This is a genomic window from uncultured Pseudomonas sp. (genome assembly GCF_943846705.1).
In the GTDB taxonomy this organism is placed as follows: domain Bacteria; phylum Pseudomonadota; class Gammaproteobacteria; order Pseudomonadales; family Pseudomonadaceae; genus Aquipseudomonas.
The window spans coordinates 1974717-1989704 of record NZ_OX044366.1 but is presented as its reverse complement, the minus strand read 5'-3'; the positions used below and the strand labels follow the sequence as shown (position 1 = coordinate 1989704).

The 14988-nt window shown below is 60.9% G+C and carries 10 protein-coding genes; 1 reads left to right on the top strand and 9 read right to left on the bottom strand.

Annotation, left to right across the window (positions count from 1 at the left end):
• Positions 1-152: 152 nt before the first annotated feature.
• The 7 genes from Q0V31_RS09260 to Q0V31_RS09230 form a co-directional block, all read right to left on the bottom strand.
• Positions 153-1055, bottom strand: coding sequence for a biotin-dependent carboxyltransferase family protein (locus tag Q0V31_RS09260; RefSeq protein WP_298187212.1), 903 nt, complete (start codon positions 1053-1055; stop codon positions 153-155).
• A complete protein-coding gene (gene pxpB / locus Q0V31_RS09255; RefSeq protein ID WP_298187210.1) occupies positions 1052-1729 on the bottom strand; it encodes a 5-oxoprolinase subunit PxpB in 678 nt (225 codons plus the stop codon). The genes Q0V31_RS09260 and pxpB overlap by 4 nt, the downstream gene beginning before the upstream one ends.
• Positions 1726-2469 carry a 5-oxoprolinase subunit PxpA gene (locus tag Q0V31_RS09250; RefSeq protein ID WP_298187207.1) on the bottom strand — a complete coding sequence of 248 codons (744 nt, stop codon included), beginning with the start codon at positions 2467-2469 and terminating at the stop codon, positions 1726-1728. Before Q0V31_RS09250 ends, pxpB begins: the two co-directional genes overlap by 4 nt.
• A 63-nt stretch (positions 2470-2532) precedes the next feature.
• Positions 2533-5055: a sulfite reductase flavoprotein subunit alpha gene (locus tag Q0V31_RS09245; protein ID WP_298191002.1), complete on the bottom strand. Its 2523-nt coding sequence runs from the start codon at positions 5053-5055 to the stop codon at positions 2533-2535.
• A 212-nt stretch (positions 5056-5267) separates the two neighbouring features.
• A complete protein-coding gene (locus tag Q0V31_RS09240; protein ID WP_298191000.1) occupies positions 5268-7478 on the bottom strand; it encodes a TonB-dependent siderophore receptor in 2211 nt (736 codons plus the stop codon).
• Between the two features lie 100 nt (positions 7479-7578).
• Entirely contained in the window at positions 7579-8685 is a 1107-nt protein-coding gene (locus Q0V31_RS09235; protein ID WP_298190998.1) for an alpha-hydroxy acid oxidase, read from the bottom strand.
• Positions 8686-8690: 5 nt separating this feature from the next.
• The gene (locus Q0V31_RS09230) at positions 8691-9371 is read right to left on the bottom strand and encodes a Fe2+-dependent dioxygenase (protein WP_298187205.1); all 681 of its coding nucleotides are present in this window, start codon (positions 9369-9371) and stop codon (positions 8691-8693) included.
• A gap of 282 nt (positions 9372-9653) precedes the next feature.
• Here Q0V31_RS09230 and Q0V31_RS09225 point away from each other — a divergent pair, with 282 nt between their 5' ends.
• Positions 9654-11774: a TonB-dependent siderophore receptor gene (locus Q0V31_RS09225; protein WP_298187203.1), complete on the top strand. Its 2121-nt coding sequence runs from the start codon at positions 9654-9656 to the stop codon at positions 11772-11774.
• A gap of 134 nt (positions 11775-11908) precedes the next feature.
• On the opposite strand, the gene Q0V31_RS09220 is transcribed toward Q0V31_RS09225, so the two are convergent.
• Together Q0V31_RS09220 and Q0V31_RS09215 are read right to left on the bottom strand one after the other, a co-directional pair.
• Positions 11909-13297: an NAD(P)/FAD-dependent oxidoreductase gene (locus Q0V31_RS09220; protein WP_298187201.1), complete on the bottom strand. Its 1389-nt coding sequence runs from the start codon at positions 13295-13297 to the stop codon at positions 11909-11911.
• A gap of 340 nt (positions 13298-13637) precedes the next feature.
• Positions 13638-14801, bottom strand: coding sequence for a type III PLP-dependent enzyme (locus tag Q0V31_RS09215; RefSeq protein WP_298187198.1), 1164 nt, complete (start codon positions 14799-14801; stop codon positions 13638-13640).
• Positions 14802-14988 lie beyond the last annotated feature (187 nt).

Sequence of the window (14988 nt, the reverse complement as noted above, 5' to 3'; positions counted from 1 at the left end):
GAGAGAAGACAACTATTCGTAGGGTGGGTTAGGCGCGCATGACGACGGACTGTCTAACGCTGGCTAGCCCGTAGCGCTGCAACCCACAATCCGCGAAAAGTACCGACTGACCCATGGGTATCGCGCTGCTCAAGCCACCCTACAAAAGACAATTAACGGCGAAAGAACCGGTAGAACTCGCGCAGCTCAGCCTGCGCATCGCCGATGCTAATCGGGGTGAAGCGCAGGGCGTGGTGCGCCGGGCACTGCGCCAGGCGACCCTGGTCGAGCGGATGCAGCCAGCCCAGCAATGGATAACCACCCATGGTCTGGTGATCGGCCTGGAGAATGATTGGCTGACCATCCGGCGGCACCTGGATCGCCCCACGGCTAACGCCCAAGGACCACTGGCGCTCAGGCGGCTGCACAGCCTCGCCGACTAGCCGTGCGCCCATGCGGTCGGAATGCGGGCTGAGCTGCCAGGTCTGGGCAAAAAAGCCCTGCAACTGATCCTCCTCGAAACTCGCCGCATCACCGCCGGTGATCACCCGCAGCAGCGGCGTGCAACTGTAATCCGCCACATAAGGCCACGGCACACTGACTGAACGGCTGAAACGGGCCGCCCGGCAGGCTAATACATCCCCCGCCTGCAGCGCCCGCCCCATGCCTTCGCGCAACTGCACACTGACGCTACCCAACACCGGCACAGCAATAAACCCGCCGGCCACCGCCAAGTAGGCGCGCTGACCGCTGCGGGCAAAGCCCAGGCGCAGCGATTGGCCCTTATGCAGCGGCAAACGCGTCCATAGTGCCTGCGGCTGATCATCCACACTCAGTGGCATCTGCGCGCCACAGACCGCTACCCAGGTGTCGACCTCAGCCTGAAACTCGACATCGCCCAAGGCGACTTCCAGCAGCGGCGTGCCCCAGGGGTTGCCCAACAAGTGATTGGCCCAGGCGGCAGCATGGCCATCGAGCGGTCCGGCTGGCGATACGCCGAGGTGCTGCCAGCCCAGCCGGCCGCCATCCTGCAATAAGCTCTGCGGCCCAGGCTTGAGCACCCGCAGGCCGCTCATAACCGGCCGCCTTCATGGACAAAATCGCGCTCGGCAATCGCGCGAAAACGTACACGATCACCCAGCGCCAGCGGGCACGGCGGGGTTTGCGTCACATCGAACAGCGGCCAGGGGCAACTACCAATCAGGTGCCAGCCGCCAGGCGAGCTGTGCGGGTAGATTGCCGTCTGCCGCTCGGCAATCGCCAGGCTGCCAGCCGGCACAACGGTGCGCGGGGTCGCGCGGCGCGGCAAGGCCAGGCGTGCGTCCAGCTCAGCGAGGTAGGCAAAACCCGGGGCAAAACCAATCGCACCGACCCGGTAGTCAACCGCCGCGTGAAACTCGATCACCTGGGTGATACTCAGTTGGCACAGCCGGGCAACTTCGCCAAGGTCTTCGCCGCCATACCAGATGGGCAGTTCATGCAGCCGACCGGATTGCGCCACATAAGGTTCTACCAGCCAGCGCTCCAGCATGGGTTTGAGCCGCTCAGCCAATTGCAGGTGGTCGGTGCGCAGCAGGTCATAGTGCAGCAGCAGACTGGTCCAGCCCGGCACCAGATCAGTCAGCACGTCACCCAGTTCATTGCGCACTCGCTCGGCCAGCAGGGCAATACGCGGCGGTAACTGCGCATCGGGCTGGTCGGCCAGCACCAGCAGCAGGGCTTCGGCACCGGCCGGTTCAAAGCGAATCATAGGGTGTCCAGGGCGGCTCGCAAACGCCGCAAAACGGCCAGGGAGTCGGCGTTGTCGCCATGCACGCAGAGGCTGTCGGCGCGCAACTGCAACGGCTTGCCGTCAATATCGGCAAACGGTTCACCTTGGGCAATCGCCAGCGCCTGCTGCAAAATCCGCTGCGGCTCATGGTGCACCGCACCGCTCAAACGGCGTGGTGCCAGCTGCCCATCGGCCAGGTAGGCGCGGTCGGCAAAGGCTTCGAACATCAGCGGCACATCGGCTTCATCGGCCAGGAGCAACTCACGACTGTTATCCGCCAGCGCCAGCACCATCAGCGGCAAACCTTTTCGGTAACTGGCGCACGCTTCGAGTACCGCACTGAACAGGGCATCGTCACGCACCAGGTCGTTGTACAGCGCGCCATGGGGTTTGACGTAGGCGACCTGAGTGCCCGCCGCACGGCAGAAGGCATCCAGCGCACCGAGCTGATACAGCACCAGCGCCGTCACCTCCTCAGGCGAGCAGGCCATGTGCCGGCGGCCGAAACCTTGTAAGTCCGGGTAAGCCGGGTGCGCGCCGATGCTCACACCATGCTGCACCGCCAGGACGACGGTACGCTGCATGGTCAAGGGGTCGGAGGCGTGGAAGCCACAGGCCAGGTTGGCTTGGTCAACCAGCGGCATGGCATGGGCATCATCACCCATGCACCAGACGCCGAAGCTTTCACCCATATCGCAGTTCAGCAGGATCGTTTTCATAAGCACAAGCTTAGTGCTGCAATGCCGTGGCGGGAAGCCTGCGAACGACGCAGTGTCGCGCGCTCAATACACGTCGCGGCGATAACGCCCCGTTTCGCGCAGCGCAGCGAGCCCTGCCTCACCCAATAAGTCGTGCAGCACCGCCTCCACGCCGCCAGCCATGCCCGCCAGGCTGCCGCACACATAGATCGCCGCCCCCCGCGCCAACCACTCGTGCAGCTGCTCGGCAGATTCACGCAGGCGGTCTTGCACATAAACCTTGCTGGCCTGATCGCGGGAAAACACCGCATCCAGGCGCGCCAGATCGCCGCTGGCCAGCCAGCCTTGCAGCTCGCTTTGGCAATAGAAGTCATGCGCCGCATTGCGCTCGCCGAACAGCAGCCAGTTATCCGTATAGCCGGCGACGATGCGCGCCTTGAGCAGGCTGCGCAGGCCGGCCAAGCCGCTGCCATTGCCGATCAGAATCAGCGGGCGATCATCGTCCGGCACATGAAAACCACTGTTACGCCGCACCCGCGCCAGCAACTGGCCGTGCTGCGCCACACCCTCAGTCAACCAGCCGGAGCCGAGCCCCAGCGAACCGTCGGCATGTCGTTCTTGGCGTACGATCAGCTCCAGCTCACCGTCACTGGGCAACGAGGCGATCGAGTACTCACGCGCGGCCAGCGGCAGCAGTGCATCCAACACGGCTTGCGCATGCAGGCCAACCAAGCGGGTGGACTGCTCAGGTAACTGCTTGCCCGCCAAAGCCTGCTTTAGCGATTGCGACAAGCCGTCCAACTGAACGGGCTGATTACCCTCCAGCCCGTGCGCCTGCAGCCAAGCCTGCACCCGCGCATCGGTGTGACGGGGCAACACCTCGAGAATATCGCCAGCGACCCACCCAGCAGGCCGCTCCGCCCGCAGCCCGAGCCAATACGTCGGCGCACCCTGGCTGCCCGGATTGAGCAGCTCGCGGCGGCTCAATGTCCACAGGCCATAGGCTGGTTCGCGATCATGCACCGGCTTGGCGCCGGTCAGCTCGCCGAGCTGGCGCTGCCAGCTGGCCAGCGCCGTGGCATCGCCGGCGTCCACCTGTACGGCGTCAAACAGGCTTTGCGCACCTTGCTCAGTCAACCAGCCCTGCACGCGCCGGGCGAAGCCGCAGAAGTGCTGGTACTGGCGATCACCCAGGGCGAGCATGGCGTAACGCAAATGCCCAAGGCCCAGCACCTGGCCGAGCAGCTTGCGCTCGAAGCCGCGCGCACTGTCCGGAGCCTCGCCCTCACCAAAGGTGCTGACGACAAACAGCGCCTGCTGCGCCTGACGCAACATTGGCTCGGTGAGTTTGGCCAAAGGCTGCACGTTGACCGCCAGCCCGGCAGCCTGCAATTGCCCAGCAGTTTTCCAGGCCAGTTGCTCGGCAAAGCCACTCTGGCTGGCAAAGCCAATCAGCCAGCTGCCCGCAGTTGCCGCGTTCGACTGCACGCCGCCGCGCGCCTGCAGCATCGCGAGCTTCTTGCGCCGCCGGTCGAGGTAGAGCAACCAACCGGTGATGGCGAACAACGGCATCGCCAGGCTGGCAAGGAACAGCAAAATGCGTCCAGTCAGGCCAAAGTAACTGCCCACATGCAAGGCATACACGCTGCTCAGCAGCTGCTCGCCAAAGGCCTGCTGGGCATAGCGTTTATGCAGGCCCAGCTCACCACTCAGCGGATCGAGTGTCAGCTGATTGAACGCACGCTCATGGGCGGCCTCATCATCCAGGTAGAACAGCGTCACCGCTTGTCCGGCCGCCGTCGGCAGGCGTAGGTTGTAGCTGCTCAGCTGAGCGCCGGCCTCACGCTGGAATGCCGCCCACACAGCAGGCAGATTGACCGCCGGTAGCGCCCCGGCCGGCGGTGGACCGCGCTTACCGCCACGCGACTGCTCAGCCGTTTTCTCGCTGAGCAACGCCGTCGCCCCTTCGCGATACCAGTCGTAGGACCAATACAACCCCGTCAACGCGGCAAGCAGATAGAACGCCAGGCACCAGGTACCGGCCACCGCGTGCAGATCCCAATTAAAGCTACGGCCTTTACGCGCCCAGTCCAGAGTTAGCCACGCGCGCCAGCTGCTGGCCTGACGCGGCCAACGCAGGTACAGCCCCGATAGACAGAAGAACAACAAGATCAAGGTACAGGCCGCCGTGATCTGCTTGCCGTACTCGCCCATGGCGAGAAACCGGTGCAGTTTCAGCATCAAATCGAAGAAGCCCTGCCCACGCGGCTCACCCAACAGCTCAGCGCTAGTGGCATCGAAGTAACGCGAAGGGCCGCGGCGCTCGCCTGGCTCTGGCGCAAACAACACCCGCCCGACGCGCTCATCCTGCCCACCCAGCCAAACACCGACCACCGGCTGCTGCCCTGCCACCGCAAGCGCTGGCACCAGCTGCACAGCTGTCAGAACAGGGCTGTCACGCAGCTCGCCCTGAAAAAACTCGGGGTTGAGTGCACGCAGCAGTTCGTCCTGAAACGAGTAGGCCGCTCCTGTCACCCCCATCAGGGCTAACACCAGACCGGCAGTGATGCCGAACAACCAATGCAGCTGGAACAGGATTTTCTTCAACAAGGGACACTCGAACGCAAAGATTGAACACAGGCAGTTATTGCCCACAAAACGGCAATCCACCGAAAAGGAATGAATTCTATTTGAGAATTCGTTTCATATACTTAAAGCACGCCGACCTTTACTCACTCTTTACCTCACGCAGCTGTTGAACGAAAAAACCCCGCACACAGCGGAGCAGGGTTTCTCGTTAAACCAGCAAGGCGAGGTAACTAGAAGCGGTAAGTGGCCGACAGCACGGCCGAACGTGCATCGCCATATTCGATGGCTGAAGAACGAGTATTAAGACCAACGTTCTGCCGCACGCTCTGCACATAGTCCTTGTCGAACAGGTTATTCATGTTCAGCTGCAGGTCGAGCTCCTGATTAACCTTGTAGCCGACCATCGCGTTATGCACCCAGTAGGCATCCAGCTTGGCGTTATCGCTGGAGGTCACGTTGCGCTCACTGGCGTAACGCGCACCGTAGCCGACGCGCCAGCCTGCAGGCAGCTCATAGGTGCTCCACAGATTGAATGAGCGCGGCGGGGTATTACCCAATGCCTGGCCTTCTTTGGCGATACCGGCGGCAGTATCCGCCGCCTTGAGGGTTTCACTGTCAAGGAAGGTGTAGTTGGCGTAGACGTTCCACTGCTCGCTAATACGCCCGCTTACACCCAGCTCAACCCCTTGCACGCGCTGCTCACCGGCCAGTTCGGTTGAGCCATCGGCCATGGTTTCACGGGCATTGGTCTTCTCTACGCGAAACAGCGCTGCATCCAACTGCAAGCGGTTGTCCAGCAGCTCCCACTTGGTGCCCAACTCCCAGCTTTTGTTCTCTTCGGGGGCCAACTCGGCGGCGGCGGCGTTCAACGAGCCGGAAGACGCCAAAGCTTCTGCAGCCGGGTTAAAGGAGGTGCCGTATGCCAGGTAGATGCGGCCATTTTCAGCTGGCTTATAGACCACTCCAGCACGCCCACTGAGCTCCTTGTCACGCGAGCTCAGGCGCGTTGTCGTACCAGCGGGCAGCGCGGTGTTCTTCGAATCACCCTTAATCCAGTCATAACGCAAACCCAGGCTTAAGTCCCACTGCTGATTCAGAGCAATGGTGTCGAATGCATAGACGGCCTGGTTCTCAAGCTCGGTCGAGGTTTCGGCCGTGCGGGTCTTGCTGGTCGCCCCAGCGTAATAACCCGGCGGGTTGCCTAGGTCGTAATCCTTGCCGGTAAAGTTGAGCGCGTGATTGTAGGTATTGCGGTAGTAATCCTCACGCGACACCTCGACGCCCGTCACCAGGGTATGGCTCAGGCCCAAGGTATCGAAATACGCGGTCAGGTTGGTCTGGTTGATCCACATCTCGCTGGTCACATCACGGCCATACGCCTGCGGGCCAGCGGGAACATAACGGCCGGCGGAAACGCCAGTAAGGTTAACGTGGGCGGCGGAAATCACCGTATCTCGCTCAACACGGCTGTAACGGCTGAGGTTCTGCAAGCGCAGACTGTCGCTGAAATCGTGCTCGAATTTGACCGTGAAGGCATCGGTCTGGATCTCTTCCTTATCCAAGTTTTTCCAGCCGAAATAAGCATCACGCTCAACCCCGGCGACACGCTTGCCATCGAAGGCCGGCACGCCGTAGTCAGGCATGTTGTTATCGTTTTGATGCAAGTAGCTCAAGGTCAGGCGCGTCGAGTCACTCAACCCCAACAACAGCGAAGGCGCAATGCCCCAGCGCTCACGATCGATCTGCTCGCGGCTCGGTACATCATTCTCATGGGCCATCAGGTTGAGACGAAATGCGCTGCCGGTGCCGACTTCATCCAGAGTCTGGTTAGTGTCCAGCGTCAGGCGGTGGTAGTTATCGGTGCCTAAGCTCGCGCCGATCTCAGTGAAATCGCGCTGGCGTGGCTGCTTGCTGACCTGATTGATGCTGCCGCCAGTGGCGCCCGAGCCGCCAAAAACCGAGTTGGGGCCTTTGATGACCTCGACCGCTTCGATATTGAAGGTGTCGGTACGGTTGTTCTGCGAGCTGTCGCGCAGGCCGTCGATCTGCATATTGGCGTTGGCACTGAAGCCACGGATGTTGATGCTGTCACCCGAGCCGCCACCGCCCTCACCGGCGTTGAAGGTGATGCCGGAAACGTTAGCCAGCACCTGCTTCATGCTCAGCGCCTGCTGCTCTCTGAGCAGCGCCTGCGGCACCACGGTGATGGTCTGCGGGGTATCAAGCAAAGGAACGGCGTACTTGGCGGAGGACGAGGCATCGGTTTTGTAATCTTCGGCCTGCTGGCCCTTGACCGTTACGCTGCCCAGCTCAACCGGCGTCTTGGCTTGCTGCGGTGCCTGCTCAGCAGCCATACCAGCACCCGCCCAAGAGGCGACGGCCAGACCGATGGCCGAAGCCAGAAGACGACGCTGCGGCAAGTTGCCAGCTTGTTTATGCATACCCATGAGAACCACCCCCAGATCAAAACGAGGCGTGATTCTATTTGATAATCATTATCAATCAATAGGTATTTACACTTTTATTCGTAATTAGCTCCATTTAATGCGCACTGACCCGCACACACTCCCCACCAATACTGGCCAGATCGCGACACCCGGTTAGCGCCATGGCAACCTCCAGTTCGGCACGCAGCAGTTGCACCACATGCGCCACCCCACTGGCTCCGGCCGTGGCCAATCCATAGACATAAGGCCTGCCTACCAGCACGGCGTCGGCACCCAGGGCCAGCGCCTTGAACACATCGGTGCCACGGCGTATACCGCCATCCAGCAACAGCGGTACGCGCCCCTGTACTGCAGCGGCAATCTCCGCCAACACCTCGATGGTTGCAGGCTGACCATCCAGGGTACGGCCGCCGTGGTTGGAGACGATGATGCCGTCGACCCCTTCGGCCAGCGCACGCTGCGCATCCTCCGCCGTCATCACGCCCTTGAGCAGAATCGGCAGGCGCGTCAGCGAGCGCAGCCACTGCACATCCGCCCAACCGGGCGCGGCCGCTAATAACGCACCGCCGAGCAACAAGCCACCGCTGGGCTCGGCACTCTCACGCAGTGACTGCATCCCGCGCAGGTTGACCGCCTCGATACCCTCCGGCAAACAGAAGCCCACCCGCTGCTCGCGATTGCGCATCCCGTTTACCGGCGCATCCACGGTTAGCACCAGCGCCTGATAACCGGCAGCTTCGGCGCGCTTGACCAGCGCCTGGGTGAAGGCCCGATCCGGCTGGATATACAGCTGAAACCACAGCGGATTGTGCGCCTGTTCGGCGACCGCTTCCAGGCTCACGCTGGCCTGGGTGCTAAGCACCATACCAGCCTGCACGGCCGAAGCCGCCAGCACCGTGGCCAGTTCGCCATCGGCATGGGCGAGCTGTTGATACGCCACCGGCGCGAGGAAAATCGGGTGGGCAAACGCTTGGCCGAATAGGCTCAAGTGAGTGTTGCCGCCACTCAGGTCGGCCAGCACACGCGTACGCAAACGAATGTGCCGAAACGCGGCCTGGTTGTCGGCCAAGGTCAGCTCATCGGCCGCGCCGCCAGCCATATAAGCCCAGGCCTGGGCACTCATACGCTGACGCGCCAAGGGCTCGTAGTCCGCCACGGCAGCAATACTCGGCGGGATCTGCGTCAGTTTCGCCAGGGGCAAGGTGCTCAAGTGTTGGCCCAATGGCGCAGCAGGTTGTGATAAACGCCGGTCAACCGCGCCAACTCGGCGCTGTCCGGCACCTGCTGAGTCAACGCCTGGATCGCCTTATCCAGCTCCAGCAACATGCTGCGCTGGTTGTCTTCACGCACCAGGCTCTGAATCCAGAAAAACGCCGCATAGCGCACACCACGAGTCACCGGCTCAACCCGGTGCAAACTGCTGCCGGGATACAGCACCAGATGCCCCGCCGGTAACTTCACCCGGTGACTGCCGTAGTTGTCTTCGATCACCAACTCGCCGCCGTCGTACTCATCTGGCTCGCTGAAAAACAACGTGGCCGACAGGTCGCTGCGCACCCTTTGTGGCGTACCCGGCACACTGAAAATCGAGTTATCAATATGGTTGCCATAGCGGCCACCACCGCTGTAGCGGTTGAAACGCGGCGGCAATACCTTGAGCGGCAGAGCGGCGGAGACAAACTGCGGATGACTGCCCAAGCGCTGCACGATGAAGTCACCGACCTGCACTGCCAGCGGATCATCCTGAGCCAGCTGCTGATTAGCCTTGGCTTTGGCGGCCTGATGACCTGCCGTACCCCGTCCATCCTGCCAGCTGGCCTGCTCGAAGGCCTGACGGCATTGCGCCACCTGCTCAGGCGTTAGTACATCGGCAATGCTCAGCATCATATTTACGCCCTCCTCGCCGGCCGTCTCAAACGGCCCAGCCAATCAAATGCAAATGATTCTAAATAGCTGAAGCGCACTATGACAGTGCCGCCTGCCAGGAGATTTAATTTAGCCCCAGCAAACACTGCTGCCGGGAACGCATAGCAGAAGATGCGAATGGCGAAGATGGCGTGAACACGAGCCCATTTCAGCGGCGTGCTAACAAGCAAACTTTACAATCAATTTACATTAACCAATAGCAATGCTTATCATTAATAACATTCTATTGTTTGGAGTTGCTCGGTGACCGCCTCACGCTTAAACCCACTCTACCTAGCCCTGCTGGGCGCTTTCGCCGCGCCAGCAGCACTCGCCGACTCGAACAGCGCCCTGGAGATTCCAGCCGCCACCGTTACCGGGCAGCAACAGCAAAACGGCTACAAACCCAGTCGCAGCACCAGCGCGATGAAGATCGACGCACCGCTGCGCGACATTCCGCAGACGGTCAATGTCATCCCGCAGAGCGTAATCAAGGATCAGGGCGCACAGTCGATGGAAGACGTGTTGAAGAACGTGCCTGGCGTGGGCCTGTCCAACGGCGACGGCCAGCGCGACCAGGTCACCATCCGCGGCTTCAGCGCCATCGGCGACCAGTACATCGACGGCATCCGTGACGACGCGCTGTACTACCGCGACCTGTCGAATATCGAGCGAGTGGAAGTGATCAAGGGCCCAGCCGCGGTGCTCTACGGCCGAGGCTCTTCGGGCGGCCTGATCAACAGCGTGAGCAAGCGCCCAACCTTCGCCCCGGTGCAGGAAGTTGGCGTTTCGGTCGACAGCGAAGGCAAGAAGCGCACCCAGTTCGATGCCGGCTGGGCCGACCAGGAGCACGGTGACAAAGCCCTGCGCGTGACCGGCGCAGTGGAAGACAGCGACGGCTTTCGCGACGACGCCTTCCTTGAGCGCAAGGCCCTGGCCGCGTCGAGTTACTTCAAACTGTCCGATGACCTGGAGCTCAACCTGGGCGCCAGCTACCTGTACGACAAGCGCCTGATCGACTTCGGCATTCCGGCGCTAAACGGCCGCCCGGTGGATGTCGACCGTGAGACCCGCTTCGGCTCCGCCGACCCGGACCAAGACTACACCCGCAGCGAGGTGTTCTCCTTCAGCGCCGGCCTCGAGTACCAGATCAACGACGACTTCAGCCTGTCCAACACCAGCCGTTACTACCACTACGACCTGGATCGCAATAACACCCTGGCGCACACCGATGCCAAGCGCTTCGTCACTGCGGCCAACGGCGAGCTGCTAGTCAAACTGCGCCGCGGCAACGTGCAGCGCAAGGAAGATGGCTGGTTCAACCAGACCGAACTGAAGCAGCAGGCGCAGATTGCCGGTATGCAGCACAGCCTGCTCTATGGGGTAGAACTGGGTCGGCAGAACAAGCACCAGACAGTTTTCAGCCAGAGCGACGTGGCACGGGTGCCGGTGTTCCGCGATGGCTTGGTCGACGTGCCGTTCCAGGCCGCGCAAATGACCTCCAAAGGGCTTAACACCCAGGACACCGCCGGCTTCTACGTGCAGGATCTGGTCGAGCTGGCGCCGCAGTGGAAGGCCCTGCTCGGCGTGCGTTACGACGTGTTCGACCAGGCCTTCGCTGACGACCTGAGCGGCCAAGATATCTCGCGCACCGACCGCACCTGGAGCCCACGGGTCGGCCTGGTCTACCAGCCGGACCAAATTCAGTCCTATTACGTCTCGGTGAGTCGCTCCTACCAGCCGTCAGGCGAAACCTTCCCGCTGAATAACTCGATCAAAGACCTGGAGCCAGAGCAGACCACCAACTATGAGCTGGGTGGCAAATGGGACCTGCTCGATCAGCGCCTGTCGCTCACCGCCTCGGTGTTCCGCCTTGAGCGCACCGACATGAAGACCAGCGATCCAGCCAACCCAGGCCAGACGATCCTCGCCGGCGAGCAGCGCACCGATGGTTTCGAAGCGACCCTAAGCGGCCAGCTCAGCGACAAGTGGCAGGTGTATGGCGGCTACGCCTATCTGGACGCCGAAATCACCAAGTCCACCAGCTTCACCAATGGCGTGGCTAACCAGGGCCAAACGCCCACCCTGACCCCACGCAATAGCGCCAACCTGTGGCTGGTACGCTCACTGAATCAGCAGTGGCGTGTCGGCATGGGCGCCAACTATGTCGACGAGCGTTATACCGCTCTGGACAACGCCACCGTTATGCCCAGCTACACCACCTACGATGCGGCGTTGCTGTACAACCAGCCACAGTGGGACGCAGCCCTGCGCCTGCGTAACGTGTTCGACAAGGAGTATTACGCCTCGGCCCACGGTTCGGTGGACCTGATCACCCCCGGCGCGCCACGCAGCCTGGAGCTGAGCGCCAACTACCGCTTCTGATCTGCGCGCCCACACCGCCGCGGCTTTGCACCTGCGGCGGTGTGGGCAATCAGCGCACGCTGGTTGGGCTCGTCATGTCGACGACCCGGCCAACGTCTTCCCCTCATGCATGGCGCACGATGGCGCGCCAGGACTCAGACGCTGACCTGTTCCTCAGGCTCTGCCACACCATCGGCATAGTCATGGCTGAGGAAGTGCTCCAGCGAATCATCGAGAATCTCCAGCCAAGGGGCTGGCAATTCAGGGGCTGCGGTGCCCGTGACGGTCGAGGTATAGCACTGGTTGCGATAGCCCATGATGTCGAGCTTCTTGTCCTGCTTCCAGCGCTTGAACAGCTCGCCTTGAGCCTCAACGGCAAACTCGGGGTAGTCGGTCGGCTGCAACAGGTCGCGCACATAAGCCGCCTGGAAATCGATTTCCGCACTGGCATTTTCCAGCGCTTCTTCGCGGCTCAGCCAATCGTGCATATCCGCCTGCATCGTTGCGGCATCCGGCAAGGGAATGCGCCCGAGCATGACATCGCGGGCATACCAGGCCTGAGCATCGAACATGTTGAAGGTGAAGTACTGATCCTGCATACCGAGGTAGATCAAGCGCGGATTGCTCTCCCAGAACAGGCCCTTGTACAGGCTCTGCGGGTACAGACGGTTGTGCGTCTGCAGGCGCAGGTCATCCGGCAGGAAGGGGAAGCTGTGCTGGTAACCGGTACACAAAATGATCGCATCCACCGCCTTGCTGCTGCCATCACTGAAATGCGCCACGTTGTCTTCCAGACGCTCCAGCAGCGGCACTTCGGTCATACCCGCGGGCCAGTCGTAACCCAGAGGGCTTGAGCGGTAGCTGAAGGTCACCGACTTCGCGCCGTACTTGTGGCACTGCGTACCGATGTCTTCGGCCGAGTAACTGCTACCGACCAGCAGCAGGTCTTTGTCCTTGAACTCCAGCGCATCGCGGAAATCATGGGCATGCAGAACTCGCCCGGGGAAGCGCTCGATGCCTGGAAAGTACGGCACATTTGGCGTGGAGAAGTGACCAGTGGCGACCACCACGAAATCAAACTCTTCGGTGCGCAGTTGATCTTCGCGGTGATCCATTACCGTCACGCTGAATTTCTGCGTTTGTTCGTCGAAGTTGACCCAGCGCACGGCCGTTTCAAAGCGGATGTACTGACGCACATCTTTGCGCTCGATACGCCCCATGATGTAATTCTTCAGCACTTCACGCGGCGGATAGGAGGGAATCGCGCGACCGAAGTGCTCATCGAAGGAGTAGTCGGCGAACTCAAGGCACTCTTTCGGGCCGTTGGACCAGAGGTAGCGGTACATGCTGCCATGCACCGGCTCACCGTGTTTATCCAGGCCAGTACGCCAGGTGTAATTCCACATGCCGCCGAGGTCATTCTGCTTCTCGAAGCAGACGATTTCAGGCATTTCTTCATGCTCGGCAAGCTGGGCGGAAACAAAAGATCGAAGTTGAGCGAGCCCGCTAGGACCGGCCCCAAGAATAGCGATTTTCAGGGACAAATCTATCTCCTCTCAAGCTGAATGACCTTTTTACCCTAACGCGATAAGCGTGCCAGCAGCAAACTTGATCCCTGAAGTTGACTCCCAACAACCGCTTTTTCCGTGCAAAGTCACGCCACAAGCAAACGGCGCACACGCCCACCTCATAGGCGATCACAGCCGACGTGAACCGCAGGGAGGCAATGAAATATATTTATACAAAAGGCCATGTTGAGCGCCCCAGCACACGCCTGCGCGGGGCGTTGAGAGCGCCTGCTCCGCGAGCTTGGCCACAGCGAAAATCCCGCGGGCAGAAACCAAAAACCCCGCCGAAGCGGGGTTTTAGCAGCGCAATAGCGCCTTACAAGTAGAAGGCCTTCAACGGCGGGAAGCCATTGAACTCCACGGCGCTGTAGCTGGTGGTGTAAGCACCGGTGGAGAGCCAGTAGACACGGTCGCCAATTGCCAGATTGAGCGGCAGGCCGTACTTGTAGTTCTCGTACATGATGTCGGCGCTGTCGCAGGTCGGGCCGGCGATCACCACCTCTTCCATCTCACCCTTCTTCTCGGTGTAGATCGGGAACTTGATCGCCTCGCCCATGGTTTCAATCAGACCGCTGAACAGGCCCACATCGACATACACCCAACGCTCCACTGCGGTGCGCGACTTACGCGCCACCAGCACCACTTCACTGACCAGGATGCCGGCGTTGGCAATCAGCGAGCGGCCCGGCTCCAGGATGATTTCCGGCAGGTCGTCACCGAAGTCTTCTTTAAGGAAGCGGATGATTTCCTCGGCATAGGTTTCCAGGCTGTTGGTACGGGTGATGTAGTTGGCCGGGAAGCCGCCACCCATGTTGATCAGCTTGAGGGTAATGCCGTCTTCTTCTTTCAGACGCTCGAAGATCACTTTGACCTTAGCGATCGCCGCGTCCCACACGGAAATATCACGCTGCTGCGAGCCAACGTGGAACGAGATGCCATAAGGCACCAGGCCCAGGTCGCGGGCGAGAATCAGCAGATCCATGGCCATGTCGGTCTGGCAGCCGAACTTGCGCGACAGCGGCCAGTCCGCGGTAGTCGAGCCTTCAGTGAGGATACGCACATAGATTTTCGAGCCCGGTGCGGCCTTGGCAATGTTGCGCAGGTCGGCTTCCGAGTCGGTGGAGAACAGCCGCACGCCCTTCTCGTAGAAGTAACGGATGTCCTTGGATTTCTTGATGGTGTTGCCATAGCTAATGCGGTCTGGCGTTACACCACGGCTCAAGACCTTATCCAGCTCATAGATCGAGGCGATGTCGAAGCTGGAGCCTTTGTCCTTGAGCAGGTCGATAATCTCGACGGCTGGGTTGGCCTTGACGGCGTAATAGATGCTGGCGAACTCGAAACCGGCGCGCAGGTCGTCATAGGCCTGGCTGATAATTGCGGTATCGATCACCACAAACGGGGTTTCCTGAGTATCAGCAAACGTCTTCATGCGCTGAAAGGTGGCGGGGGCGTAATAATCTTCGACCTTGATCGACATGCTCGACTCCAAATGGCAAAACCAGAAACACAATGATTCGGGCAGCTAAACCGGGCACAGGTTCAACTGAGTTTCAGGGGGCGGCCGCGAACGGCCCGGAACGTCTGATCAGTTTCCCCACTTTGGTTCGCCTACTTCCCAAGGCATGTCGCCGAGTATCGGGATCGATCTCTCGTCGTCAGTACTT

What these genes read in the sequence shown, in the direction of transcription:
- pxpB (WP_298187210.1), bottom strand. Translation starts at nt 1,729, where the DNA reads ATGATTCGCTTTGAACCGGCCGGTGCCGAAGCCCTGCTGCTGGTGCTG.
- Q0V31_RS09230 (WP_298187205.1), bottom strand. Translation starts at nt 9,371, where the DNA reads ATGATGCTGAGCATTGCCGATGTACTAACGCCTGAGCAGGTGGCGCAA.
- Q0V31_RS09250 (WP_298187207.1), bottom strand. Translation starts at nt 2,469, where the DNA reads ATGAAAACGATCCTGCTGAACTGCGATATGGGTGAAAGCTTCGGCGTC.
- Q0V31_RS09260 (WP_298187212.1), bottom strand. Translation starts at nt 1,055, where the DNA reads ATGAGCGGCCTGCGGGTGCTCAAGCCTGGGCCGCAGAGCTTATTGCAG.
- Q0V31_RS09240 (WP_298191000.1), bottom strand. Translation starts at nt 7,478, where the DNA reads ATGCATAAACAAGCTGGCAACTTGCCGCAGCGTCGTCTTCTGGCTTCG.
- Q0V31_RS09215 (WP_298187198.1), bottom strand. Translation starts at nt 14,801, where the DNA reads ATGTCGATCAAGGTCGAAGATTATTACGCCCCCGCCACCTTTCAGCGC.